24 protein-coding genes are annotated in these 25,596 nt (G+C 67.1%); 16 read left to right on the plus strand and 8 right to left on the minus strand.

All coding sequences use genetic code 11. The features are described 5' to 3' along the window. Positions 1-2: 2 nt before the first annotated feature. The 4 genes from HALXA_RS00340 to HALXA_RS00355 form a co-directional block, all read right to left on the minus strand. Complete coding sequence (locus HALXA_RS00340) at positions 3-1,469, minus strand: RtcB family protein (protein ID WP_013878291.1); 1,467 nt, start codon at positions 1,467-1,469, stop codon at positions 3-5. Positions 1,470-1,560: 91 nt separating this feature from the next. Further along, positions 1,561-2,628 carry a DoxX family membrane protein gene (locus HALXA_RS00345; RefSeq protein WP_013878292.1) on the minus strand — a complete coding sequence of 356 codons (1,068 nt, stop codon included), beginning with the start codon at positions 2,626-2,628 and terminating at the stop codon, positions 1,561-1,563. A gap of 157 nt (positions 2,629-2,785) precedes the next feature. Then, positions 2,786-3,067, minus strand: a complete 282-nt coding sequence (locus HALXA_RS00350) for a hypothetical protein (RefSeq protein ID WP_013878293.1) — start codon at positions 3,065-3,067, stop codon at positions 2,786-2,788. A gap of 69 nt (positions 3,068-3,136) precedes the next feature. Beyond that, positions 3,137-3,598, minus strand: a complete 462-nt coding sequence (locus tag HALXA_RS00355) for an archease (protein ID WP_013878294.1) — start codon at positions 3,596-3,598, stop codon at positions 3,137-3,139. Between the two features lie 267 nt (positions 3,599-3,865). Between HALXA_RS00355 and HALXA_RS00360 the strand changes: the two genes are divergently transcribed. Continuing rightward, complete coding sequence (locus HALXA_RS00360; RefSeq protein WP_013878295.1) at positions 3,866-4,342, plus strand: GNAT family N-acetyltransferase; 477 nt, start codon at positions 3,866-3,868, stop codon at positions 4,340-4,342. A gap of 29 nt (positions 4,343-4,371) precedes the next feature. Here the strand turns inward: HALXA_RS00360 and HALXA_RS00365 are convergent, their stop codons facing one another. After that, a complete protein-coding gene (locus tag HALXA_RS00365) occupies positions 4,372-4,929 on the minus strand; it encodes an ArsR/SmtB family transcription factor (protein ID WP_013878296.1) in 558 nt (185 codons plus the stop codon). 153 nt (positions 4,930-5,082) lie between these two features. Here HALXA_RS00365 and HALXA_RS00370 point away from each other — a divergent pair, with 153 nt between their 5' ends. The 8 genes from HALXA_RS00370 (at position 5,083) to HALXA_RS21480 (ending at position 11,995) form a co-directional block, all read left to right on the plus strand. Then, entirely contained in the window at positions 5,083-5,295 is a 213-nt protein-coding gene (locus HALXA_RS00370) for a heavy-metal-associated domain-containing protein (protein ID WP_013878297.1), read from the plus strand. 6 nt (positions 5,296-5,301) lie between these two features. Continuing rightward, positions 5,302-7,200: a heavy metal translocating P-type ATPase gene (locus HALXA_RS00375; protein WP_013878298.1), complete on the plus strand. Its 1,899-nt coding sequence runs from the start codon at positions 5,302-5,304 to the stop codon at positions 7,198-7,200. 6 nt (positions 7,201-7,206) lie between these two features. Then, positions 7,207-7,845 carry a hypothetical protein gene (locus tag HALXA_RS00380; protein ID WP_013878299.1) on the plus strand — a complete coding sequence of 213 codons (639 nt, stop codon included), beginning with the start codon at positions 7,207-7,209 and terminating at the stop codon, positions 7,843-7,845. 183 nt (positions 7,846-8,028) lie between these two features. Further along, on the plus strand, positions 8,029-9,204 hold the full coding sequence (priS, locus tag HALXA_RS00385) for a DNA primase small subunit PriS (protein ID WP_013878300.1): 1,176 nt from the start codon (positions 8,029-8,031) through the stop codon (positions 9,202-9,204). Continuing rightward, positions 9,201-10,238: a DNA replication complex subunit Gins51 gene (locus HALXA_RS00390; RefSeq protein WP_013878301.1), complete on the plus strand. Its 1,038-nt coding sequence runs from the start codon at positions 9,201-9,203 to the stop codon at positions 10,236-10,238. Before priS ends, HALXA_RS00390 begins: the two co-directional genes overlap by 4 nt. A gap of 144 nt (positions 10,239-10,382) precedes the next feature. Continuing rightward, the gene (gene bcp / locus HALXA_RS00395; RefSeq protein WP_013878302.1) at positions 10,383-10,874 is read left to right on the plus strand and encodes a thioredoxin-dependent thiol peroxidase; all 492 of its coding nucleotides are present in this window, start codon (positions 10,383-10,385) and stop codon (positions 10,872-10,874) included. Positions 10,875-11,035: 161 nt separating this feature from the next. Then, positions 11,036-11,536 (plus strand): Lrp/AsnC family transcriptional regulator, encoded by a 501-nt coding sequence (locus tag HALXA_RS00400; RefSeq protein ID WP_013878303.1) that lies wholly within the window; start codon positions 11,036-11,038, stop codon positions 11,534-11,536. 165 nt (positions 11,537-11,701) lie between these two features. Next, a complete protein-coding gene (locus HALXA_RS21480; protein ID WP_245550061.1) occupies positions 11,702-11,995 on the plus strand; it encodes a HalOD1 output domain-containing protein in 294 nt (97 codons plus the stop codon). 92 nt (positions 11,996-12,087) lie between these two features. Here the strand turns inward: HALXA_RS21480 and HALXA_RS00410 are convergent, their stop codons facing one another. Then, positions 12,088-14,349 carry a CDC48 family AAA ATPase gene (locus HALXA_RS00410; RefSeq protein ID WP_013878305.1) on the minus strand — a complete coding sequence of 754 codons (2,262 nt, stop codon included), beginning with the start codon at positions 14,347-14,349 and terminating at the stop codon, positions 12,088-12,090. Beyond that, complete coding sequence (locus tag HALXA_RS00415; RefSeq protein WP_013878306.1) at positions 14,346-14,594, minus strand: DUF7127 family protein; 249 nt, start codon at positions 14,592-14,594, stop codon at positions 14,346-14,348. Before HALXA_RS00415 ends, HALXA_RS00410 begins: the two co-directional genes overlap by 4 nt. A gap of 205 nt (positions 14,595-14,799) precedes the next feature. On the opposite strand from HALXA_RS00415, the gene HALXA_RS00420 reads away from it, so the two are divergent. From HALXA_RS00420 to hmgB, 4 genes are all read left to right on the plus strand, one after another. Continuing rightward, complete coding sequence (locus tag HALXA_RS00420) at positions 14,800-15,654, plus strand: TatD family hydrolase (protein WP_013878307.1); 855 nt, start codon at positions 14,800-14,802, stop codon at positions 15,652-15,654. Between the two features lie 111 nt (positions 15,655-15,765). Beyond that, on the plus strand, positions 15,766-16,347 hold the full coding sequence (locus HALXA_RS00425; protein ID WP_013878308.1) for a DUF2150 family protein: 582 nt from the start codon (positions 15,766-15,768) through the stop codon (positions 16,345-16,347). A gap of 84 nt (positions 16,348-16,431) precedes the next feature. Next, the gene (locus tag HALXA_RS00430) at positions 16,432-18,726 is read left to right on the plus strand and encodes a hypothetical protein (protein WP_013878309.1); all 2,295 of its coding nucleotides are present in this window, start codon (positions 16,432-16,434) and stop codon (positions 18,724-18,726) included. 99 nt (positions 18,727-18,825) lie between these two features. Continuing rightward, positions 18,826-20,163 carry a hydroxymethylglutaryl-CoA synthase gene (gene hmgB, locus HALXA_RS00435; RefSeq protein ID WP_013878310.1) on the plus strand — a complete coding sequence of 446 codons (1,338 nt, stop codon included), beginning with the start codon at positions 18,826-18,828 and terminating at the stop codon, positions 20,161-20,163. 1 nt (position 20,164) lies between these two features. Here the strand turns inward: hmgB and HALXA_RS00440 are convergent, their stop codons facing one another. Continuing rightward, positions 20,165-20,524, minus strand: coding sequence for a DUF7344 domain-containing protein (locus tag HALXA_RS00440; protein WP_013878311.1), 360 nt, complete (start codon positions 20,522-20,524; stop codon positions 20,165-20,167). A 291-nt stretch (positions 20,525-20,815) separates the two neighbouring features. On the opposite strand from HALXA_RS00440, the gene HALXA_RS00445 reads away from it, so the two are divergent. The 3 genes from HALXA_RS00445 (at position 20,816) to HALXA_RS00455 (ending at position 25,595) form a co-directional block, all read left to right on the plus strand. Next, positions 20,816-21,643 (plus strand): sulfite exporter TauE/SafE family protein, encoded by an 828-nt coding sequence (locus HALXA_RS00445; RefSeq protein WP_013878312.1) that lies wholly within the window; start codon positions 20,816-20,818, stop codon positions 21,641-21,643. Positions 21,644-21,679: 36 nt separating this feature from the next. Beyond that, positions 21,680-24,184 carry a heavy metal translocating P-type ATPase gene (locus HALXA_RS00450; RefSeq protein WP_013878313.1) on the plus strand — a complete coding sequence of 835 codons (2,505 nt, stop codon included), beginning with the start codon at positions 21,680-21,682 and terminating at the stop codon, positions 24,182-24,184. A 97-nt stretch (positions 24,185-24,281) separates the two neighbouring features. Beyond that, a complete protein-coding gene (locus tag HALXA_RS00455) occupies positions 24,282-25,595 on the plus strand; it encodes an AI-2E family transporter (protein ID WP_013878314.1) in 1,314 nt (437 codons plus the stop codon). Position 25,596: the final 1 nt, after the last annotated feature.

Below are 25,596 nucleotides of genomic sequence, written 5' to 3' on the forward strand. Positions count from 1 at the left end.
ATTCAGCCCTTGATGTTGCAGACGGGGAACGTCCGGGCGACCTTGTCGCCGATCCCCAGCGCGTCCGAGACGCGGACGACCTCGTCGACGTCCTTGTAGACGCCCGGCGCCTCCTCGGCGACCGTCGCGCCCGACTGGGCCTTCACGTAGATCCGATCCTGCTCCTCGAGTTGCTGTTGCACGTCGCCGCCCCAGAACTCGTTCTTCGCTTGCGTGCGGCTCATCAGCCGGCCCGCGCCGTGGGCGGTCGAGCCGAACGTGAGGTCCATCGAGTTCTCGCCGCCGCGCAGGACGTAGCTACCGGCGCCCATGCTGCCGGGGATGATGACCGGCTGGCCGACGTCGCGGTAGGCCTTCGGGACTTCGGGGTGGCCGGCAGGGAAGGCGCGCGTCGCGCCCTTGCGGTGGACGTAGAGCTCGCGCTCCTCACCGTCGACGGTGTGAGTCTCCTTCTTCGCGATGTTGTGGGCCACGTCGTACAGCAGGTGCATGTCCATCTCCTCCCAGGATCGATCGAACACCCGCTCGAAGACCTGCCGCGTGCGGTGCATGATCAGCTGGCGGTTGACCCACGCGAAGTTGATCGCCGCGTTCATCGCCGCGTAGTAGTCCTCCGCCAGCTGCGACCCTGCGGGCGCCGCGGCCAGTTCCTTGTCCGGCAACTGGTTCAACAGGCCCTGGTGTTGCTGTTCGATCTTGCGAAGGTAATCGTTGCACGTCTGGTGGCCCAGCCCGCGCGAGCCGCAGTGGATCAGGACGACGATCTGGTCCTCCTCGAGGCCGAACGCCTCCCCCACGTCGTCGTCGAAGACGTCGGTCACGCGCTGTACCTCGAGGAAGTGATTGCCCGAGCCCAGCGAGCCGATCTGGTTCTTCCCGCGGTCCTTGGCCTTCTGGCTGACCTTGTCGGCGTCGGCGCCCGCGCGCATCCCCTCGTCCTCGCAGTGTAGCAGATCCTCCTCGACGGCGTGACCGTTCTCGAGCGCCCAGTCGACGCCGCGCTCTAAGATTTCCTCGACGGTGTCGACGCCGGCCTCGACGATGCCGCCGCCGCCGAGGCCCGACGGGATATTGGCAAAGAGGGAGTCGACGAGTTCCTCCTCGCGACCCTGGAGCTCGTCGTAAGTCAGGTTCGTCCGCATCATCCGGACGCCGCAGTTGATGTCGTAGCCGACCGCTCCCGGCGAGATACAGCCGTTCTCGGCGTCGAGCGCGCCGACGCCGCCGACGGGGAAGCCGTAGCCCTGGTGGCCGTCGGGCATGCAGATCGCGTAGTTGGTGATCCCGGGCAGGTGGGTCGTATTTTTGAGTTGCTCGAGCGTCTTGTCCTCCTTGATCTCCTCGAGGAGCGATTCGCTGGCCAGCACTCGAGCGGGTGTGCGCATGTCGCCCTCCTGCGGAATCTCCCAGACGAACTCGCGCACCTGCTCGAGCGTGATACCGTCCGCGTCGAACGTGGGCTTGCTCATACGGGAGCGTCCGCTCCGGACGGTGAAAGAACGTTCGTCTCCCGCGGTGGGTCGGGAGCGGTTCGCACGGCGATCGCGGCGCGACGGGCTCTCAGGGCACGTCGGCGACCTCGGCCTGTGCGGCGTCCGTGGGCTCGGTATCGCCCATGAGGGTCTCGAGGTACTCGTCGACGGCATAGGGGCCGCTTCCCGTAATGAGCAGGACCGACGCCATCCCGAACAGCCCGACGTGGGCGAGGACGGGATCGTCGGGCAGCGCGAACAGCGTGAGCGTGAACATTCCGATCGCGGTCACGGCGGTCGCGCGAGTGAAGAGGCCGAGGATGAGCGCCAGCCCGAGGGCCGTTTCGGCCAGCCCCGCGCCGAGCACCCACAACTCCGGCGCGACGGGAACGACCGCCGTCAGGTCGTACCGCTCGACGACCGCGAGGGCGATTCCGGGCCGGAGGAGCTTCTGGCCCACGCCGAGAACGACGAACGTCGCGCCGAGGCCGACCCGCGTGATCGTCGGGAACACGCGCTCGTACGCCTTGATCCATGCTTGGAACGCCTGCGCCCGACGGTGGACCGGATCGAACTGCCGGTAGACCGTCCCCGACGTGCCCGCAACCTGCTGGAGGACGTGATCGGCGCTCGGCTTGCCGCTCCCGACCAGCGCGATCGCTGCGAGACCGCCGACGAACTCGAGTTGCAACAACAGCGTCGGCCAGCGGATCAGGCCGACGAGGTAGGCGACGAGGCCGATCAGCGCGACGAGCCGCGTTGCCAGCCCGAACAGCAGGAGAAAGCCGAGCGCCACCTGCAGCAGTCGGAGGTCGACCTCGACTGCGGGGCTGATGAAGTAACCGCTGAACCCTGCCCCGATCAGCGGAATGCCGAAGGAGATCCGCAGGAGCCAGGGGACGTACGCGCGGTACTCGTCCATCGCGGTCCGAAACGCAGTAATGTCTCGCCGGAACGGTCGAACGGCGAGGTAGCCGCCGACGAGCGCGAGGACGGCGAGCGCGCCGCCCAGCAACGGTCCGACGACGAGCGGGTCGGTGACCGCCTCGGTCAGGAACTCCCCGAGGTCGACCGCGTGTTCGTCGTCGACGACGTACTCCTCGTGGGCACTTGCGGTGCCGACTGCGGCGGTTCCGACGCAGACGGCGACTAGCACGCATCGGATCGCCCTCGAGAGCGTTCGACCGGCGTCGGTTCGAGGCGAGAGTCCGGACGGAGTCACGTCTCGAGGGTACGCGGATCGGCGCCAAATAGTCACGGCCGGACGGCGGTCCGTTCCTCGAGCGAGCGGAAAAAACATGCAGCAGCGAGCGCTACCGATCGGCCGCGTACTCTCCGTCCGCGAGTTGCAGCGCGCGAACGATCGCGTAGATGAGGACGATTCCGGCCCCGACGGCGAGGACGAACTGCCCGAGGGCGGAGAAAAGCGCACCGAGAAGCACCGATCCGCGAAGCAGAAACGCCATCGCGAACGGGACGAGTGCGACCGCAACGATCCCGCCGACGAGTTTGGCGAGCGGGATCGCCTCGAGGATAATTTCGGTCGTATCCAGCGTTCCGGTATCTCGGTCGATGAAGGGGATAGAGGGCGGCACGTCCGCGATCTTCTAATGCTGTTTGCATAAGTATTTGCGAACGTCTCCGGCGCAGGCGATACGGCCGCCTTACACGTCGAAGACGACGTACGCTCCCCAGCCGTCGTCCCGGCGCTCGAGTTCCATCTCGGAGTAAGTGACGGCCTTCACCTCGCGGGCGTCGATCTCGCCGAGCGGGACGCCGCGGGCGGTTGCCTCGAGGGACCAGCGGTCGTCGTCCGTCTCGTCGTCGGTCGCCTCGCCGGGCTCGCGGATCGCCTCGACGCGGTGGTCGACCGGCAGTTCCGCGCGCACGTCGCGCAGGTAGATCACCTCGTCCAGATAGTCGAACAGCAACGCGTCGCGGTTCTCGGCGGCGACGGCAAAGGAAAACCGGTCGCCGCTCCCGTCCTCGTCCGCGTCCGCGGCCGGAATCTCGTCGCACGACGCGGCCGCGAGCCCGTCCGCGACCGACGCGAAGACCTCCTCGAGCGAGTCGCCGGTCGCCGCGACCGCGACGTCGGCCGTGTGATCGCGCAGTTCGTAGCCCATCGCTCGGCGGTTCGGCGGCCGGTACCGTATGCCCGTCGCTTCCGGTCTCGAGCGCCTGATCGTCGCCGCGGCCGCCCGCGAGATCCATCGGTAGATCGACTGACAGCCGCGTTAGCGTGTGTCATGCGCACGGGCTCCGGTTGCGGACCGAATCAGCGAAATCGGCGGTCAACGAATTCGCCGACGACCGGAACGGAGACCGACGAACAGAGGCGGTTGCGATCGCTGCCGGAGGAATTATATTGACGACGATGTTACCGTCTGGTAGTGAGCGTCAACATCGACAGTCGGGTCGTCACGCCGGGGAGTGACGACTACGTCGAGGATGCCTGGGAGCTCAAAGAGCGGATCAACGAGGAGGAGGGGGTGCTCAAACAGCGGCGCAAGTTCTTTACCGACGCGTATCGACGCTCGAAGGTCCACTGTTACGTTCAGGACGGCGATCTCATCGGCTTCGCGGCCGTTCGCCGCGACGGCTACATTCTCTTTCTGGCCGTCGATCCGGCCTACCGCGGCGAGGGGATCGGCAAGCGACTCGTCGCCCGCGTCGCCGAAGACCACGACACGATCACCTGCCACGCGCGGACCAGCAACGAGAACGCCCTCCAGTTCTACGAACACCTCGGGTTCGAGATCAAACGCCGCATCGACGACTACTACGAGGACGGCGGCGACGCCTACTACCTGAAACTCGGCGCCGACGTCGGGATCACCGACCGCCTCTCCGATCTGATTCGTCGGTAACGCTGCTTCTCGATCGACCGCAGCCGTAGTTACTCCTCGGATACGTCTGCGTCGACGGCACCGTCTCTCCGCACCGCTCCCGCAACAAACGCGCGTCGAAGCACCGTCAACAGGAGATACATCTCGTACTTCTGGGTCCGGCAGTGTTCGCAGGGTACCATCTCGTCGACGATTTCGTCGATCGTCTCGCCATAGTCGGCCTCGAGAGTCGCGACGAGGTCGGCCACGTCGGGAGCGAGCGCCGTCGCCATCTCCTCGACGTCCGCACGACGGCCCTCTGGAACGGCGTAGGATAACACGATCGTGTTCGCCCGGTAGTACTTCGTCGTCCCGCCGCCCTGCTCCTCGAGGCGCGCGATTTCGACGAGGCCGGCGTCGCGGAGTTCGTTGACGTGGTGGCGCACCGTGTTGCGCGTCCGGTCGTAGCCCCGCTCGGCGAGCGCTTCGTCGAGGTCCGCGACGGACCGCTCGCCCTCCGCGAGCATGTCGAGGAGCATCGCGCGAATCGGCTCGTCGACGGCGCTCGAGACGTTCGTGTCGCGGACGGCGATGTCCTCGATCGTCACGTCCGACGTGAATTCGGCCATGGCGGCCGTTGGGCGCGGCACCGTATAAGTCGATCAGACCGCGCGACCGTCTAGACGAGTCGTTTCACCGGTTCGATCGCCTGTTTCACAACACAAACAAGTCATTTTAGTTATATATTTGGGAGGGCGGGCCGTAGGACGACTCGAGTACCGATGACCCAGATCGAATACCGCGTCACCGACTTCGACTGTCCGACCTGCGCGAGCAACGTCGAACGAGCGCTGACGAAAACCGACGGCGTCGAGGACGCCGCGGTCCACTTCACGACCGGCCGCGTCGAGATCGAGTACGACGAGACGGCCGTCGACGCCGAGACGCTCGAGAACGCGATCACGAAGCAGGGGTACACGCCCCGGGTTCGGTGACCGATCGTGAGCGTTAAGCGATACGTCCGAACCTATCGCAAACCGATTGTCGTCGCCGCCAGCGGCCTGTTGCTGGCGACCGGTTGGGCCGCGGGCACCTTCCACGACGTCCCGCGGCTGAGCGCGGCGCTGATGATCCTCGCCGCGGCAGTCGGCGGCTACGACGTCGCGAAGAAGGCCTACTACACGCTGCGCAGCGGCACCGTCGGCATCAACACGCTCGTCACCCTGTCCGCCGTCGGCGCGATCTACATCGGCGAGTACTGGGAGGCCGCCGCCGTCTTCTTCCTGTTCGCGCTGGGGAGCTACCTCGAGGCGCGGACGATGGGCAAGACCCGCTCGGCCCTCGAGGAGTTGCTCGAGATGACGCCCGATACGGCGATCGTCCGTCGTCACGGCGAAGAAGTGGAAGTGCCGGCCCGCGACGTCGAGGCCGGCGAGACGGTCGTCGTCAAGCCCGGCGCGAAGGTGCCCGTCGACGGCGAGGTCACGGACGGCGAGAGCGCGATCGACCAGTCGCCCGTCACCGGCGAGAGCGCCCCCGTCCACAAGGACGCCGGCGACGAGGTCTACGCCGGGACGATCAACCAGGAGGGCGCCCTCGAGGTCGTCGCGACCGGCACCGGTCGGGACACCACGCTCGAGCGGATCATCCGCCGCGTCGAGGAGGCCCAGGAGGCGAAGGCGCCGACGGAGACCATCATCGAGCGCTTCGCGACGTACTACACGCCCGCGATCGTCGCGCTGGCGGCCGGCGCATACGCCGTCACCGGGGACGCCGTCATGGCCCTGACGCTGCTGGTCATCGGCTGCCCCGGCGCGCTGGTGATCGGCCCGCCGGTCAGCATCGTCAGCGCCATCGGCTCGGCGGCGCGCTCCGGCGTGCTCATGAAGGGCGGCGAACACCTCGAGACGGCCGGCAAGATCGACCTCGTCGCGTTCGACAAGACGGGGACGCTGACGAAGGGCGAGACGACCGTCGCGGACGTCGAGGGGTTCGGCGTCGACGACCGCGAGGTGCTGCGGACGGCGGCGATCGCGGAGAAACGAAGCGAGCACCACCTCGCGGACGCGATCCTCGAGGCTGCTCGAGACCTCGGCGGCGAATCGAACGGGGCGTACGCGACCGACGGCGGCCTCGTGCTCGAGCGGCGGATTCCCGATCCCGACGAGTTCGAGGTCGTCCCCGGGAAAGGTGTCGTCGCTCGCCACGACGGTCGCGTGATCGTCGTCGGCAACCGGTCGCTGCTCGCGGAACGCGGCGTCGAACTCCCCGAGCAGGTCGCAGCGTACGCCCGAAAGCGCGAGGAGAACGGCGAAACTGCGGTCTACGTCGTCCGCGACGAGGAGGTCGTTGGCGTCGTCTCGCTCCGGGACGAACTCCGCGAGGACGCGGCCGACGTCGTCGCCGCGCTGCAGGACGCCGGCGTCCGCACGGTGATGCTGACCGGCGACAACGAGCGAACCGCTCGAGCGGTCGCAGAGACCGTCGGAATCGACGACTACCGCGCGGCGATGCTACCCGAGGAGAAACAGGACGCGATTCAGTCGTTCCAGGCGGCGGGGCACGTCGTCGCGATGGTCGGCGACGGCATCAACGACGCGCCGTCGCTCGCGACCGCCGACGTCGGCATCGCGATGGGCGCCGCCGGAACCGACACCGCCATCGAGACGGCGGACGTGGCGCTGATGGCCGACGACCTGGGACGCATTCCCGACGCCGTCCGCCTCAGCAAGGCGACCCGCTGGAACGTCCTCGAGAACGTCGCGATCGCGGTCGCGACGGTCGGCCTGCTACTGGCCGGCGTCTTCGCGGGCTACGTCCACATGGCCAGCGGCATGCTCGTCCACATCGGCAGCGTGTTGCTCGTCATCCTGAACGGCATGCGACTACTGCGATACTGATCACCGATGAGCGAATCCACCACTGAAACCGACCGAACGAACTGGACCGTCGACTACGACGTCGAACCGATCCGACTACGCGATCCCGCCGCCGAGGCGCTGGCCGCCCTCGAGCCGGGCGACCCGATCGTCGTCGACTACCGGGACGTGGTGAAAGCCGCGGGCCACTCCTGTCCCACCGCTGCGGGCGCCTACCGCATCGCGAAGGACGGCCTCGAGGCGCTCTACCCGGGCGACGAACTCCCCGTCCGCGGCGAGATCGCCGTGCTGGCTGGCGACCCGCGGGACGATTCCGCCTACGGCGTCACCGCGCGCCTGCTATCGTACATCACCGGCGCGGCCGGCGAGGACGGCTTCGGCGGCCTCGCCGACGGCCACGGCGGTCGGCGCAACCTGCTCCGGTACGGAGCGATCGGCGCCGACGGCGTCGCCGTCGAACTGACCCGTACCGATACCGACGAGACGGTCCGGGTCACCTACCACGTCGAGGACGTCCCCGCTGGCGGGCCCGCGACGAGCACCCTGCCGAAACTGATCGACGGGACCGCGACCGACGCGGAGCGAGCGGCCTTCGCCGACGACTGGCACGGCCGCGTCGCGGCGATCCTGAACGGGGATCGCTACGTGACGGTCGAACGCGACTGAGCCGGTGCGAGCGGCGACGAGCCGTCAACGCGGGACGAGAGGTTGTGCCGGGACCGTCGTTTCGCGCCGTCGGACGGCGAATACGAGCGACGACGGTCTCCGCCAGCCGCCGTCGGACGGCGACTTTCGAATCCCGCTCTTTCGGCAGGATTATACCGTCCCGTCCACGACTACTCGAGTCGTATGGAGGAGCGAACGAGGGCCTACCTGCGGGGGCGATTCCGCGACCACTACCGGCGCACGGAGCTGACGCCGCCGCCCGCGGCCAACGAACGCGAGTGGGGGTACATCCCCTGGACCGAGGGACCCGACACGACGATGGTCCGCCACCGTTCGCTGCTCGAGTTAGGAGACCTCTCCGAGTTTCTCGTCCGGAAGCGCCCGCGCCACGTCTACTTCTCCGCGGGCCGGTTTCGCGACCCCGGCGCGAGTTCGATGCACGAGAAGGACTGGCAGTCGGCCGACCTCGTCTTCGACTTAGACGCCGACCACCTCCCGAACGTGACGCTGGGCGAGGACTCCTACGCGGAGATGCTCGCGAAGTGTAAGGACGCGCTGCTCCGATTGCTGGATTTCCTCGAGAACGACTTCGCCTTCCAAAACATGGAGATCGTCTTCTCGGGCGGCCGGGGCTATCACGTCCACGTCCGCGACGCGAACGTGCTCGAACTCGAGCGCGAGCACCGCCGCGAGATCGTCGACTACGTCCGTGGGATCGGACTCGACTTCGAGGAACTGATCGAAACGGAGACCGTCGCCGGCCTCGGCCGGAAGACCCCCACGGAGCGCCGAATGCTCCAGATTCAGGGCGGCTGGGGCAAGCGCATTCACGCCCACTTCATGGACTTCGTCGACGACCTGCTGGCGATGGAGGAGGACGCGGCCCTCGAGCGACTGCAGGAGTTCGACGGCATCGGCGAGGGGAAAGCGCAGGCCACCCTCAACGCCGCGCGGAACAACCGCGAGGGCCTCGATTCGGGCAACGTTACCGTCCACACCGCGGTCGAGCAGTTAGCCCAGCGGTTCGCCGAGCGGGCCGTCGAGCGGGACAACGCGCCGATCGACGAACCCGTCACGACGGACACGAACCGACTCATCCGTCTTCCCGGCAGCCTCCACGGCGGCAGCGGCCTCAAGACCGTGCGCCTCGAGCGCGACGAGATCGCGGACTTCGAGCCGCTGGTCGACGCCGTCCCGGAGACCTTCACGGGCCAGGAGATCACCGTCAACGTTACCGACGGGGGCGAGGTCGAACTCGGAGGAGATAGCTTTACAATCACGGACGGCAACCAGTCACTTCCGGAGTACGTTGCCGTCTTCCTGATGGCTCGCGGCAGGGCAGAAAAGGAGAAAGAATGAACCTAGACGAACTACGCTCGGTCCAGAGCAAGGAGCGCCAGAAGGACAGCCTCCAGAACCTGCGCCCCTCGTTCTACCAGGAGGTCGGCGAGTACATCGCCGACCTCGAGGACGAGCGCGACCGCGTGGCCGAGCAAGCTGAGGATCCCTTCTCCTCGCCCGAAGTGGGCCGACTCACCGACGAGATCGAGACGGCGAAGGACGTCGTCGAAGCGATCTACGAGCGCCGGATGGGCAAACTCGTCAAGCAGGCCAGCCTCGCCGCGGCGGGGATGCCGGCCGACGACGAGGGGCTCACGGCAGAGGAGGCGGACCTGTTCGACGACCTCGTGGATCGCATCGAGTCGAACAAGTCCCGCGTGCTCGACGTCCTCGAGGGCGTCGAAACCGAGCAGCCGGGTGGCGCGGCTACAGGTGTCGACGACCCCGCAGCCGGCCGCGGTCGCGAACCGAGTGCCGAACCCGGCGGCCCGGATCCGTCGGCCGAGCCCGGTCCCGGTCCCGATTCCGATCCCGGTGCTGCACCCGAACCGACCGTCGCCGACCCCGAACCAGGATCGGACGACGACGGACCGCCAGTACCGCCGCAGGAACCGCCGAACACGCCGGACGCCGCCGACTCCGCGGAGGCCGACTCGAGCGGCGTCTCCCCCGCGGACGTTATGGGCGGCGAGCCGTCGTCGATCGACGCCGGCAGTTCGGACGCCGAGACGGCGCCGCCCGACTCGCCAGAGCCGGAAGCGGAGTCGGCCCCCGATCCCAATCGAGCGCCGCCCGGCGACTCGAGCGAGCCGTCAGACCCGGGCGCGCCGACGGGTGATCCCGCCGCGGACGATTCCGGCGCCGACGATACCGGCGCGTCGACCCCGGCCGACGACGTCGACCGCACGACCGTCCGCATCACCCGCGACGTCGGTTCCATCCTCGGCATCGACGACCGCGAGTACACGCTCTCGACCGACGACATCGTCACCCTGCCCGAGCAGAACGCCGATCCGCTCGTCGAGCAGGACGCGGCCGAACGGCTCGAGTGAGAGCGTTGCTCTCGATTTCTCTCGAAGGTCCGATTTCCGGCCGTAGCGATCCTGTTCCGCTCAGAAAGACCGCCGTTATCGACCGATACCACGAGAGACGGTGCCGATCATAAAATATACACGAGCGCTCGCCAAGACGGGGGTATGCTCGACGTAGGCGAGGCGGCACCCGAGTTCGAACTTTCCAATCAACACGGCGAGACGGTCCGACTCTCCGATTTCGAGGGGCGGCGACTCGTCGTCTACTTCTACCCGCGGGCGAACACCGAGGGCTGTACGACGGAAGCCTGCGGCTTCGACGACGTCCTCGAGCAGTTCGAGACTCTCGAGACTGCGGTCGTCGGCATCAGCGACGACCCCGTCGACGATCTCGAGACCTTCGCCGACGATTACGACCTCTCGTTCGACCTGCTCTCGGACGAGCTGGGCGAGGTGGCGACGCTGTACGACTCCTACGGCGAGAAACAGATGTTCGGCAACACCTTCGACGGCGTCTTCCGCAACACGTACGTCGTCGGTCCCGACGGCCGGATCGAGGCGGTCTTCGAGGACGTGTCGCCGGACGGTCACGCCGAGGCGGTGCTCGCAGAACTCGAGGAGTTGGCGGACGCACCCCTCGAGACGGCGTCCGACTGATCGACGAGGCCACAACTCAACGTCGTCCGCGACAGAGCAGGGTCTCGAGTAGGGGTGGCCGAACTGGTGATCACACCGCGTAGCCCATCTACTGCTGCGTGTGATCACAGCCGACGAACAGACGTGAAAGAATCATACGTAGCGACGGTCTACGGACGGTAATGGCCCTCGATCCTGACCCTGGTGCCGACGTCGACCTCGATCGAACCGATATGGCGATACTCCACGTCCTCCAGGACGACGCCCGGAATATCACGACCGAAGCGATCGGTGACCGAGTCGGCCTCGCGGCGAGTACCGTCGCCAACCGGATCGCGAATCTCGAGGAGAGCGGCGTTATCGAGGGATACATGCCGATGATCGACCACGAGAACGCGGGATTCGAACACCGGATGCTCCTCGTCGGGACGATCGAAGACGCCGACCGCGATGCCGTCGTCGATCGGGTGAGCGAGATCGAGAACGTCGTCTCCGTGACGGTGTTGATGGTAGACGAGGACAACGTGTACGTCGAACTCGTCAGTCGGTCGCAGGACCGCGCCGAACGGGTTGCCGACGAACTCAACGACATCGGGATCGAGATCTCGAAGACGGGCGTGATCACCGAGCAGCGGGATCGGCCGTTTAATCACCTCGGGAAGAAGTATACGACTGACGCCTGAATTTCCGAACCTCGTTCGGCAAACGGCCGATACTACCGAACGGTGACGACCGAAACTGAGGGTTCGCCGATTATTGTTTGGAATCCGATGTTTTTAGACGGTTCCGAGCAGTATCCGTACTCGATGTCGGGGCGTTCTCCGAGTTCGACCAGTAGCGAGAGACTCGTGCAGCGAATCGTCGAAACCGTCGCCGCCACTCGAGAAAGTTCGCCGTCGGAGCTGTCGACGCCGCTCTACGAGGCCGTCGATCCCGACGCGCTCGGGAGGCTCCAGCAGTCGTCTGACGACTCGTCACTCCGGGTTCAGTTCGCGTACGAAGGCTGTGTCGTAACGATCGACGGGAGCGGCGCCGTCAGCGTTTCCCCGGCGCAGTCCGATTCCGGGTCAGCGGTGTTATCCTCGGAGACGGCGGTTGACGGGTCGTCGATAGCGTCTCGCGACGAGGATATCACGGACTAGGCTGGCAGTATCCGAACACAGTGTCGTTCGTAGTGAGGCGGACGACTAGTGGAAATACCGTGAAAAACGGGGCGACGAAGGGGGAGCCGACCTTACTGGAAGGTGCGCCCGAGCTGCTCTTCCTGCTGGGGTTCGGCCGTGTCGAACTGTTCTTCGATCTCCTCGTACTGCTCGCGCGTCTCGGGGGTCACGCTCGGGTTGACCTCCTCTAAGGCGTGCTCGAAGTGCTCCTTGCTGATGCGGACGTTGCCGATCGTGTCGGCCATCTCCTCGGGATCGACCGAGTTGATGAACTCGCGACTGGCGGCCATCGAGGCCTCGCGGCAGACCGCTTCGATGTCGGCGCCGACGTAGCCCTCGGTTTCTTCGGCCAGCCAGTCGAGGTCGACCGAGTCGGCAAGGGGCTTGTCGCGGGTGTGGACCTCGAAGATCTTCTTGCGAGCCCCCTCGTCCGGCACCGGCACGTGGACGTGGCGGTCCAGCCGTCCGGGACGGAGCAGGGCCTGGTCGATCAGGTCCGGCCGGTTGGTCGTGGCGATCACGACGACGTCCTCGAGTTCCTCGAGGCCGTCGAGCTCGGTCAGGAGCTGGGAGACGACGCGCTCGCCGACGCCGGAGTCGCCCTGCTGGCGACCGCGCTGGCCCGCGATCGAGTCGATCTCGTCGAAGAAGATCACGGTCGGGGCGTTCGACCGCGCCTTCTCGAAGACCTCGCGGACGCCCTTCTCGGACTCGCCGACGTACTTGTTGAGCAGTTCGGGGCCCTTGATCGAGATGAAGTTCGACTGGGCCTCGTTGGCGACGGCCTTCGCGAGCAGCGTCTTCCCGGTGCCCGGCGGGCCGTACATGAGGACGCCCTTGGCGGCCTGCATGTCCATCTGCTCGAAGACCTCGGGGTAGTCCAGCGGCCACTGGATCGTCTCGCGGAGGCGCTCTTTGGTGTCCTCTAAGCCGCCGACGTCGTCCCAGGTGACGTCGGGGACCTCGACGAAGACCTCGCGCATCGCCGAGGGCTGGATGCCCTTCAGCGCCTCCTTGAAGTCTCTCTCGGTAACCTGCAGCGACTCGAGCACCTCGGCGTCGATCTCGTCCTCCTCTAAGTCGAGGTCGGGACGGATGCGACGGAGCGCGTTCATCGCGCCCTCACGTGCGAGGCTCTCGAGGTCGGCCCCGACGAAGCCGTGGGTGCTCTCGGCGTACTGGTCGAGGTCGATCCCGTCCTGCAGGGGCATCCCGCGGGTGTGGACCTGCAGGATCTCCTTGCGGCCCCCCTTGTCGGGGACGCCGATCTCGATCTCGCGGTCGAACCGGCCGCCGCGCCGGAGCGCGGGGTCGATGTCGTCGATGCGGTTGGTCGCCGCGATGACGGTGACGCGACCGCGCTCCTCGAGGCCGTCCATCAGGCTGAGCAGTTGGGCGACCACGCGGCGCTCGACGTCGCCGCCGGCGTCCTCGCGCTTGGCGGCGATCGAGTCGAGCTCGTCGATGAAGATGATCGCGGGGGCGTTCTCCTCGGCCTCTTCGAAGACCTCGCGGAGTTGCTCCTCGCTCTCACCGTAGTACTTCGACATGATCTCCGGTCCGGAGATCGTCTCGAAGTGGGCGTCGATCTCGTTGGCGACGGCCTTGGCCATCAGGGTCTTCCCCGTGCCCGGCGGGCCGTGCAGGAGGACGCCCTTCGGCGGCTCGATGCCCAGCTGCTGGAACAGCTCGGGGTGGCGCATCGGCAGCTCGATCATCTCGCGGACCTGGTCGAGCTCGTCGTCCAGGCCGCCGATGTCCTCGTAGGTGACGTCAGGGACGCCCTCGGGCGAGGCGCCGCCGCCGGAGCTGACCTGCTCGGCCGGCGTCTCGGAGATGTCGATCGTCGTCGAGTCGGTGATGACGACCGTGCCGGACGGCGAGGTGCTCGCGATCTTCAGCGGCACCGACTGGCCGGAGCTGGCCATCGGGCCGAACGAGAGGGAGAACGGCACCGTCTGTCCCTCCGTGACGGCCTGTCCGCTGAGCTTGTCGCGGACGAGCGGGCCGATGTCGCCGCGGATCCGCAGGTTCTGCGGGAGCGCGACGGTGACCGACTTGGCGGGGCTGACGTCCGCGGGCTCGACGCTCACGTTGTCGTCGATCCCGACGTCGGCCTCCTGCCGCAGGCGGCCGTCGATTCGGATGATCCCGCGACCCTCGTCCTCGGGGTAACCGGGCCAGACGCGGGCGACGGCCTGTCCGTCGCCCGAGCCCTCGATAACGATGTAGTCCCCGTTCTCGAGATCGAGCTCGCGCATGGAAACGCGGTCGATCGCGGCCAGTCCGCGCCCTGCGTCCTTCTGTTTCAGTGGTTTGACGGTGAGTTTCATAGGTCGCCCTCCAGTTCGACAGTGAGAACCCCGTTTTTGATAAACGTGTGTGCGTCGCTTGCACCCTCGGGGAGCTCGAACTCGTACTGCTCGTCGTCGACGATCACGATGACCGTGTCGTCGACGAGATCGACCGAGGCGTCGGCCACGCCGGTTCCGAAGTCGACGACCAGCACCGCGCCGTCGTCGTACTCGTACCGGCGGGCCACCTGCCCCTCATTCCGGGTGAATTGCTCGAGAGTCATGCTTCAACTAACTCAAGGTAAGTCACCATACTATATAAGTGTTTCGCCTATCAACCCCCGGACGGGGAGGGGGTAGCCGAAAAGTCCGTTGTTCGCGGTTCACATCGAGCCGGTCGCTAGCGGCGACGGTTCTCACGGCGATGACGAACGGCAAGCGACGCGAGAAGTCGGTGACTTTTCCCGCCCCCGGCGCGCACACACGAGTATGCTCGACGCGGAGACGCCGGTACTCGACAACCACCTCCACCTGGATCCGGACAACCACCGCGGCATCGACGCCGTCAGAGACTTCGCGCGGCTGGGCGGGACCCACCTGCTCGTCGTCAACAAACCCTCCTGGCACTTGGGCGTCGAGGCCGAGGCGGGCGAGGACTTCCGCTACGTCTTCGAGCGGACGATCGAAATCGTCGAAGAAGCTTCCGAGGTGCTCGAGGGCCGCGCCTGGCCCGTGCTGGGCGTCCATCCGGGCCTGATCTCGCGGCTCGTCGACGACCGGGGCTTCGAACCCGCGGAGGCGCGGGATCTCATGCAGGCCGGGCTCGACGTCGCCGCGGAGTACGTCGCCGACGGCGAGGCGCTGGCGTTGAAATCCGGCCGGCCCCACTACGACGTCTCCGACGCCGTCTGGGAGGCCTCGAACGACGTCATGCGCCACGCGTTCGAGCACGGCGGCGACCTGGACTGCGCCGTCCAACTGCACACCGAAGCGAGCGAGGAGATGACGACCGTCGCGGAGTGGGGCGAAGACGCCGGGATGGAGCGCCATCAGGTCGTCAAACACTACGCCGCCGGCCGCCTCGAGGGCCCGACCCCGAGCGTGATGAGCGAGAAGGACCGCCTCGAGCGGGCCGCAGAACGCGGCGAGCCGTTCCTGATGGAGACCGACTACGTGGACGATCCCGACCGGCCGGGGGCCGTGCTGGGTCCCAAGACCGTTCCGCGGCGAGTCCGCTGGCTGCTCGAGGAAGGGTACGACGAGGCCGTCCGCACCGCGCACGTCGAGACGCCCGACCTCGTCTACGGCATCGATACGGAAGCGACCCTCGAGCGGGAGGCGTAGGCGCGCTCGGCGGCGTTTCGTAATCGATCGTTACTCGTCGGCACTGCAGACAGTCACCGAGAGTAGCGGGTGTAGAGAAAGGCATTTCAAGCGGCCGGTGTAGGTGTCTGTATGAGCAATCCCCCGACCGAGTTCTACTCGGAGGAACGCTGGCAGAACTGGATCGATCGCATCAAGGACGAAGACATCGATCCGGAAGACGAGTCGTCGGCTCGGTTGCTGCTGAACCTGCAGGACGACACGGCGATCGCGGTCGCCAAGATCGTCTCCGCCTACGACGACGGGGAACTCGAGCAGGAGGAAGCCTTATCGGAGATCGAGGACGTCCGCGAGATCGTCCTCGGCGAGGTCGACATCGAGGACGAGGAGAAACTGATCCTCGTCGACGGCGTCCAGACCAGTCTCGTCTGCGTCTTCTTCGCGGCCGAGGAGTACATCGCCAACGGGCCGGCCGAGGACGGCAGCGTCGGCGACTACCTCGGGGCTGCGGCCGACGCCGAAGCCGAGGAGGATCTCGACGCCGCGCTCGGCTACGCCGCACAGGCCGGCACGCTCATCATCGACGGCGAGGAGCTCGACATGGAAGTCGCCGAGGGCCTCGAGTACGGGCTGGTAACGGAGTGGATCAACGGCCTCGACAGCCTCCAGAGCGCGATGAGCGATCCGGAGGTCGTCGAGGAGGACGACGAGTAAGGTCATTCGCGCGCTCGGCAGTCGGTCGATTTCTCGAGCAGGAGCCAACAAGCGTATACGTAGTTACGACTATCGTGTTCGATAATGCGTCGTGGGGATGGGACGGGGGACGGGTACGGACACGGATACGACCGGGCCGTGACTGTCCAGATCGGGGCGATCTTACTGCTCGCGATCCTGTTTTCGGCGCTCGCGCTCTACCAGATCAACGTCGTCCCCGCGGAGAACGAGGCGGTCGAGTTCGACCACAGCCAGCAGGTCCAGAACGAACTGCAGGAGCTCCGTAACGCGATTCAAAACGTCGGTTCGGCTGACGGGTTCCGCGCGACATCGGTTACGCTCGGGACGCAGTATTCGCCCCGCACGATGACGGTCAACCCGTCGAATCCGCAGGGAACGCTCGAGACGACCGGCGAGCGTCCGTTTACCATCGAAAACGCGTCGCTGGAGGGAGACTACTATCGGCAGACAGCAGATGGAGACAGAGAACCCGTTGACGTGTCCGACGTCGTCGCGACCCACAACACGACGACCGTCGCCTACGAACCGGACTACAACGAGTACCGGAACGCGCCGACGACCAGACTCGAGCACTCGCTGGCGTTCAACGACTTCGGCGAGCGATCGGTGCCGCTGCGGGGCGTCGAGCAGCGCCTCGTCTCCAACGATTCGATAACGGTCGCGCTGCTCGAGGGCGACCTCTCCGAATCGACGTCGGGGGCCGTGACGGTCGACGCCGAGACGGTGAGCGGACCGTCGGACCCGATCGAACTCGCGGCCGACGGCGGGAACGTTACCGTCTCGATTCCGACCGACCAACCGGAGCGGTGGAACGAGACGCTCGGTGCGGCGTCGGCAAGCGGGACCGGGTCGGGATTCGACGTCGGCGAGGCCGGCGTCCGCGTCGTCGGCTACGACCGCGTCACCGACGCGCTGACGATCGAGTTCCGCGAGGACACGGTATCGCTGCGGATCGCTCGAGTCGGCGTCGGCGAGTACGACGGGAGCGGTTCGACGTTCGATATTCGACGGGCTGACGGCGGGGGCGGAGGCGGAGACGGAGACGGGACCGGCAGCGACCGAGCGGCGTACCTGACCGAGTGGGACGAAACGACCCGCTCGGTGACGGTCGGGGCGGGTTCGACGACGGAATCGCTCGCGATGCGGGCGATCCGAAACGATACCGGTGCACCCGTCGAGCGGGCGCAGGTCTCGTACGCGATCACCGATCCCGACGACGTCGTCGCGTCGTTCGACGAACGCGGGCGAACGAACGCGAGCGGACAGAATCAGACAGCCCTCGAATTCGACGCCGATGCCGTCCCGAGCGACGGGACGACGGTCACGGCCTATACGGCGAGCGGCGGCACCGGGGACCGGCTGACGCTCGAGGTGTCGCGATCGGAATCCGGCGGTGGAGGTGGCGGTGGTTCCGACGAGGTCGCGTGGTCGATCGCGGACGATACCGCGCGGAACGCGGTACAGTACGACGTTTCCTACGAAGTGACGACGGCGGACTCGACGTCGTTCGATCGCGTCGAAGTCGAGTTCGCGAACCAGGACAGCGGAACGACGACGGTCCGCGAAGGGGCTGAGCCCCGCGGGACGCTCGAGTACAGCGAGGGCGGCGCGGAGGGTGATACGTACGACATCACGATCACCGCGTACGACGACGCCGGCGAGGTGATCGACCAAAAGACGGCGACGGACACTGCGGACGGCTCGAACCCCGACGGGAACGACGATCTCTCGTCGCCCTCGGAGCCCCAGCTAACCGGGAGCCGCGTCGACGACTGGAGCCAGCCGAACGACAACTCCGCGCGGTACTTCGCCTCCTACGACGTCGCGAACCGGGAGTCGTTCGACCGGGTCGAGGTGCGGTTCAGGAACCGCGACAGCGGCGCGATCACGACCGAAACCGCGACCGACCCGCGCGGCCGCGTCGAGTTCTCGGGGAACCGGATCGACGCCGCGTTCGAGATCGAGTTCCGCGTCTACGATACCGACGGCGTGGTGGTCGACCGGCGGACGGTCGAGGATACGGCCGACGGGACCAACCCGAGCGGGAACGACGAGTTGGCGACCGAAACGAGCCCGCAGTTCGAGTCCGTTTCCGTCACCGACGCCGGAAACAACGGCCAATCCCGGTACGACGTCGACTACCGCGTGGACGACGGGACGAACCTCGATACCGTCTGGGTGGAGTTCCGCAACCTCGACAACGCGTGGGCGACGGAAATCGACGAGCAGTCGGCCGCGGACGGCGAGTTCTCCCACAGCCCGGGCGGCGGAACCGGCGGGGACGACTACGAGATCACGCTGCTAGCGTTCGACGACGAGGGAGCCGTCGTCGACCGCTGGTACGAGCCGAATCCGTGATCGGCGCGGGAGACGACGGACGTTCGCCTCGACCCTAGTTCGACAAACGACGAAATGACGAACGACAATACCATATAGCTCCTCCGATATTGTGTGGATATGACTGCAGTCGGTATCGACGCGATCGAGATCTGGACCGGGAACCTCAAACTCGACCTTCCCGGCACCTTCGCCCCGCAGAAGGGCGAGGATCCCGAGAAGTACACCAAGGGACTGGGCCTCAACGCCAGTTCCTTCCCCGACAGCTACGAGGACATCGTCACGATGGGCGCCAACGCCGCTCACCGGCTGATGGAGCGCAAGGGCCTCGAGCCGGACGATATCGGCCGTATCGACGTCGCGACCGAGAGCTCCTTCGACAACTCCAAGCCCGTTTCGACGTACGTCGCAGGCTGTCTCGAGCAGGTCTACGACGGCGACTTCCACCACGCGAACAAGGGCGAGCGGAAGTTCGCCTGCATCGCGGGCACGCAGAGTTTAGACGACGCGTACAACTGGATCCGCGCGGGCCGCAACCGCGGCCGTTCGGCGCTGGTGATCGCGACCGACACGGCCCTCTACGCGCGCGGCGACGCCGGCGAGGCGACCCAGGGTGCCGGCGCCGTCGCGATGTTGATTAGCGAGGACCCAGACCTCGTCGAACTCTCCGCCGAGCAGGGGTACGGGTCGGCCGACGAGACGGACTTCCTCAAGCCCAACCAGCAGTTCCCCTCAGTCGACGGCAAGCGCTCCGTGCAGGTGTACCTCGCCCGGATGCGCGAGGCCGTAGAGGACTACGAGAGCGTCGCCGGCGACGTCCACCTCGACGACTTCGCGTACGCGCCGTTCCACACGCCGTTCCCCGGTATGGTCCGGAAAGCCGCGCTGCTCGCGTACCGTCACGTCATCCGGAACACGTCGGTCGAGGAGGAACTCGCCGACGAGATCGGCCGCCAGCCCCGCGCCGAAGCGTTCGATACCGACGAGGCGTACCGCGACGCCCTGCGGGACTACATGGACTCGCTGAAAGAGACCGACCGCTACCGGGAGTGGTACGCCGAGGCGATCGATCCGACGCTGTCGATCTCCCGCGAGGTCGGCAACTGGTACACCGGCTCGGTCCACATCGCCCGCGCCAGCGCGCTCAAGGAAGCCCTCGAGGACGGCCGCGACATGACCGACGAACGGCTGCTCGTGGGCTCCTACGGTAGCGGTGCACAGGCCGAAATTCACGCCGAGACCGTACAGGACGGCTGGGAGAAAGAGATCGAGGCGCTGAACGTCGACGAGCAACTCGCCGAGCGCTACGACATGGACTGGGAAGACTACGAGGAGATCCACGACGCCCACAACCACGAGATGGACGTCGACGTCGAGGAGTTCACGACGCCCAGCGAGGAGTTCGTCTTCGACGGGTGGGGTCGGATGGGTGAGCGCAAGTACCGGTACGTCGAGTAACCTATCGACGCCGCGCCGGATGCTCGAGGAGATCGTCCGGCGGCCAACTGTCTAACTCGTTGGCGGCGTCGAACAGTTGCGTCGTCGAGTCACTATCCGCGAGCGAAATCTCGTTTTCGTCTCGATCGACGTCGATGAGTTCCTGTTCCCGGAGTCGTGGCAGGTGACTGTGAATCAATCGAACACGGGCACGTTCGACCTTTTCCTCGTCGATTCGCTGCGGCGGCGTTCGATGCCGGCGCGCAGCTACCTGCCGCGAAATTGCCCCGATACGGGTCGGATCGTCGGCTTCGACCAGCTCGTGGAGCACCAGCTGTCGATCGGCGCTGGCGAGAATACGAAACGCCTCCATCCGATCCATCACACGTGGATCACAGTCGTTGGGGCTAAAAACGGCACTGACTAATCCTATCGGTATCGCGAGCGCGTCGGTTCGCTCGCTCCCGCCGAACGTGTTCGTCGTCGGGCGGTTTTTCGTTGCGACACCGCGATCGGGTGTCGGTCACGCGCCTCGAGAGACGAAACCGATTACCCCGTCGGGCGACTAGCGCGACCACTACCGCGATCGCGACTGCGACCGCACGTTCGAGGCGCGAACCCGAACGTCGAACTAGCCGGCGCGGCTACCTGCACTCGAGACACCACGATCACCATGGACCCGTTCACACTCCTCGGCGTCGACGTCCTGCTGTTTCTCGTCATCGGGCTACTGGGCGGTGCCCACTGTATCGGGATGTGCGGCCCGCTCGTGACGGTCTACGCGAGTCGGATGGACGGCGCCGCGACCGACGGCGGGCAGCGCCACCGCGACCGCGGCCGCGAGAGCCACCTCACGACCTACGAGGTTCGCCAGCACGCGCTGTTCAATCTCGGCCGCACGGCCAGCTACACGCTGCTCGGTGCGCTGTTCGGCGCGCTCGGAAGCGTCCTGTTCGTGACGACCGACGCGTTAACGCCCGTCCTCGAGACCGTCCGCGGCGGCGTCGGGCTCGTGATCGGCGGGTTCGTGATCGCGACCGGCGTCTACTACCTGCTCGGGCGTACGACCGGCGGCATCCAGCTTCCGGGCCTCGAGCGGGTCGTCTCGCGGCTCACCGCGCACGTCGATCGGCTCGCGAACGGACCCGGCATCGTCGGCCTGGGCGCGCTGCACGGCCTGTTGCCGTGTCCGATCCTCTACCCGGCGTTCCTGTACGCGTTCGCGACGGGGTCGCCGGCCGGCGGCGCGCTCGCGCTGGCCGCGCTCGGGATCGGGACGATTCCGGCCGTTTTCGCCTACGGGACCGTGATCGATGCCGTCGACGTCGCCCACCGCCGGCGGGTCCACCGCCTCCTCGGGGTCGCCTTCGTCGTCCTGGGCTACGTCCTGCTGGCCCACGGGCTGATGAGCCTCGGGATCCACGTGCCCCACCCCGAGTTGCCGTTCTACGACGGCCTCGAGACGGCCGGCGCCGGCATGGAAGGGGGACACAACCACTGATCGGACTATGAACGCACGAACCGGAGGAACTGGACGATGACGGACGCAACGGTCGACGAACGGCAGTGTACGCTCTGCGATCTCCCCGTCGAGGGGAGCGACGTCACCGACGACGAGGGCAACCGCTTCTGCTGCGTCGGCTGTCGCGACGTCTCCGACGCGCTCGGCGACGTCGACGAGGTCGACGCCGACGACGTCCGCAACGCGCGCGAGGACGACTCCGAGGACCGCGAACTCCCCGACGGCCACGAGGCCACCTACCTCGAGGTCGACGGCATGCACTGCGCGACCTGCGAGGCCTTCATCGAGTCGGTCGCCACGGAGACGGAGGGCGTCAGCGGCGCGAGCGCGAGCTACGTCACCGACACGGTCCGGATCGACCACGATCCCGACAGCGTCTCGCAGGACGACCTCGCGGCGGCGATCAGCGGGCTGGGCTACAGCGCCTACGACCGCGACGACGCCTTCAGCCGCCGGCAGGCGGACAACTGGGAGATGGCCCGAGTCGGCGTCGGCGTGCTCATGGGGATGATGGTGATGCTCCAGTACGTCGTCATCATCTACCCCACCTACTTCGGCGCGTGGTTCTACGACGAGCGGACGATGGAGTTCTTCCAGGAGACGCTGGCGAGCGACCTCGCGACGCCCTTTTACCTGATGATCGCCGCGCTGACGACGATCATCCTCGGGGTCACCGGCAAACCGATCCTGCAGGGCGCGTACGTCAGCGCCAAGACCCGGTCGCCGAACATGGACCTGCTCGTCGCGATCGCAGCCGTCAGCGCCTACCTGTACAGCACGCTCTCGATCGCGGTCGGCGGCGAACACATCTACTACGACGTCACCGTCGCGATCATCGTCATCGTCTCCGTGGGCAACTACTACGAGTCGACGATCAAGCGCGAGGCCACCGAGCGGCTCTCGAACCTGACGAGCGTCCAAGTGGACTCGGCGCGGCGCGTCGGCGAGGACGGGAGCCACGAGGACGTCGCGCTCGAGGAGCTCTCGGCGAGCGACCGCGTGCTGGTCCGTGCCGGCGAGCGGATCCCGGTCGACGGCGCGGTCGTCGAGGGCGAGGCCGCGGTCGACGAGGCGGTCGTCACCGGCGAGTCCCTGCCCGTGACCAAGGACGCAGGTGACGCCGTCGTCGGCGGTTCGATGGTCGCCGACGGCGCGGTGACGGTCGAAGTCGGCGAGGACGCGACCAGCAGCCTCGATCGCATCACCGAACTCGTCTGGGACCTCCAGAGCGGGACCCACGGTATCCAGAAGCTCGCGGACAAGCTGGCGACGATCTTCGTCCCGGTCGTCCTCGCGCTCGCGGTCGTCGTCACGGTCGCCCGTCTCGCCCTCGGCGCGCCGATCGAGGGCGCGCTGCTGACCGGCTTGACGGTGCTGATCGTCTCCTGTCCCTGCGCGCTCGGGCTCGCGACGCCGCTGGCCGTCGCCGCCGGCATCCGCGACGCCTTGGAGCGCTCGATCGTCGTCTTCGACGACAGCGTCTTCGAGCGCATCCGCACCGCCGATACCGTCGTCTTCGACAAGACCGGCACGCTGACGACCGGCGATATGACCGTCGTCGAGGCCGACACCGACGTCGACGCCGATCTGCTCGGGCGGGCGGCGATCCTCGAGGGCCGCTCGGCGCATCCGGTTGGGCAAGCGATCGCGGCGATGGCGGGGGGCTCGAGCGGCGACGGCGCTGATACCGGCTCCGGGACCGTGGCGGACGGCGGGACGGTCGAGACGGCTGGTGCCGAGACTAGCGTCGCTACGGACGACGCCGGCGAAACCGGCGACGGCCGCCTCGAGTCCTTCGAGAGCTACCGAAACGGCGTCGCGGGCGTCGTCGACGGCGAGGAGATCGTCGTCGGCCACCCGGACCTGTTCCGCGACCGCGGCTGGGACGTGCCCGAAGCAGTCGCGAAGCAGGTCGAGGCCCACCGCGAAACCGGCCGCGTGCCGGTCGCCGTCGGCCGCGACGGAACTGCGGCGGGCGTCATCGTCGTCGGCGACGAACTCCGCGAGGAGTGGGGCGAGACGGTGACGGCGATCGCCGACAGCGGCGCCGAGGTCGTCGTTCTCACCGGCGACGACGCGAAGGCGGCGGACCGATTCCGCGAGCACGGGGCCGTCGATCGGGTGTTCGCCGGCGTCCCGCCGGAGGGGAAGGCCGAGACCGTCGAGCGGCTCAAGGGAACCGGCCGGACGGTCATGATCGGCGACGGAACCAACGACGCGCCGGCGCTGGCGGCCGCCGATCTGGGCATCGCGCTCGGCGGCGGGACCGCAATGGCCGCCGACGCGGCCGACGTCGCGCTGGTCGACGACGACCTCTCGTCGGTCGACACCGTCTTCGACCTCGCCCGCGCGACCGACCGGCGCGTGAAGGGCAACATCGGCTGGGCGTTCTGTTACAACGCCGTCGCGATCCCGTTGGCCGTGACCGGCCTGCTCAACCCGCTGTTCGCCGCCGTCGCGATGGGGACCAGCAGCCTGCTGGTCGTCACCAACTCCTCGCGCTCGCTGCTCGAGGACTAACCGCGGTCGGTGGCTCGATTCCGCTCCGGGCCGTGCAGACGTTCAGCATTCGAAATATTTCAGTGGCCTAATACCACGTGGCTTCGTACCGGTGGGTATGGCTGCGTCCGACCCCGACCTGCCCTCCGATACAACGTCGAGGGCGGCCGGATCCGACTCGTGGTTCACCGACCGAACCGGACTGACCGTCCTCGCCGTCGTGAGCGCACTCCTCGGCCTGTTCGTCGTCCTCCCCTACCTCCAGTACGTCCTGCTCGGGGTCGTGCTCGCGTACGTTCTCATGCCCGCCCAGCGGCGACTCGAGACCTACGTCCGGCCGATAACCGCGGCGCTCGTCCTCGTCGCCGTCGCGATCCTCACGATCATCCTACCGCTGTCGTACGTCCTCGCGGTCGCGCTGCGCGAGGCGCTCAACATTCTGGACGCCGTCGAAGGGGGCGACCTCAACGTCGGGGCGATCGAATCCCGCCTCGAGTCCAACGGGTACGCGGTCGACCTCACCGAGATGTACCAGGCCTATCAGGAGCCGATCGAGACGGGGCTACAGGGACTCGCCACGAGCGGGATCGAACTCGTCAGCGGCGTGCCCGGTCTCCTGATCGGACTGACGGTGACGCTGTTCGTCCTCTTCGCCCTGCTGCGCGACGGGGGTGCACTCGTCGCGTGGTTCCACCGTATCCTCCCGATCGAAGACGATATTCTGGACGAACTGCAGGCGGAGATCGACCAGCTCATGTGGGCCTCCGTCGTCGGGAACGTCGCCGTCGCGGGCATTCAGGCGGTGATGCTCGGGGTCGGGCTGGTGCTCCTCGACGTGCCCGCCGTCGTCTTCCTGACGGTCGCAACGTTCGTTCTCGCCCTGCTGCCGCTGGTCGGCGCGTTCGGCGTCTGGGTCCCCGTCGCCGTCTACCTGATCGCGGTCGGGCAGTTCGTCCCCGCCGCAATCCTCGTCGCGTACGGCTCGCTGGTCAGCGCCTCGGACACGTACCTGCGACCGGCGCTCATCGGCCGGACGAGCGCTTTCAACTCCGCGATCATCGTCGTCGGGATCTTCGGCGGCATCGTCGTCTTCGGCGGCGTCGGCCTGTTCATCGGTCCCGTCGTGCTCGGCGGCGCGAAGATCACGCTCGACGTGTTCGCCCGCGAACGGACCGGCGGCGAGTCGCTCGAGACCGAGACGGCGGACCGAGCGGCCGATCCGGCCGTCGACACGTCCGACGCCGGCGTCAGTACGGGACTCGATCCGGAGACCGACTCGAGCGACGCTGGTGCGGACGACGAGCACGGCGGTACCGGTAGCGACGACGGTGCCGATACCGGCGGTACCGACGAACGCGACGATACTGGGGCTGACGGTCGAACCGACGGCGACGCGGACGATGACGCGGCCGACGAGCGTTCGGACCCGTAAC

Source organism: Halopiger xanaduensis SH-6, from assembly GCF_000217715.1.
GTDB classification, from domain to species: Archaea; Halobacteriota; Halobacteria; order Halobacteriales; family Natrialbaceae; genus Halopiger; species Halopiger xanaduensis.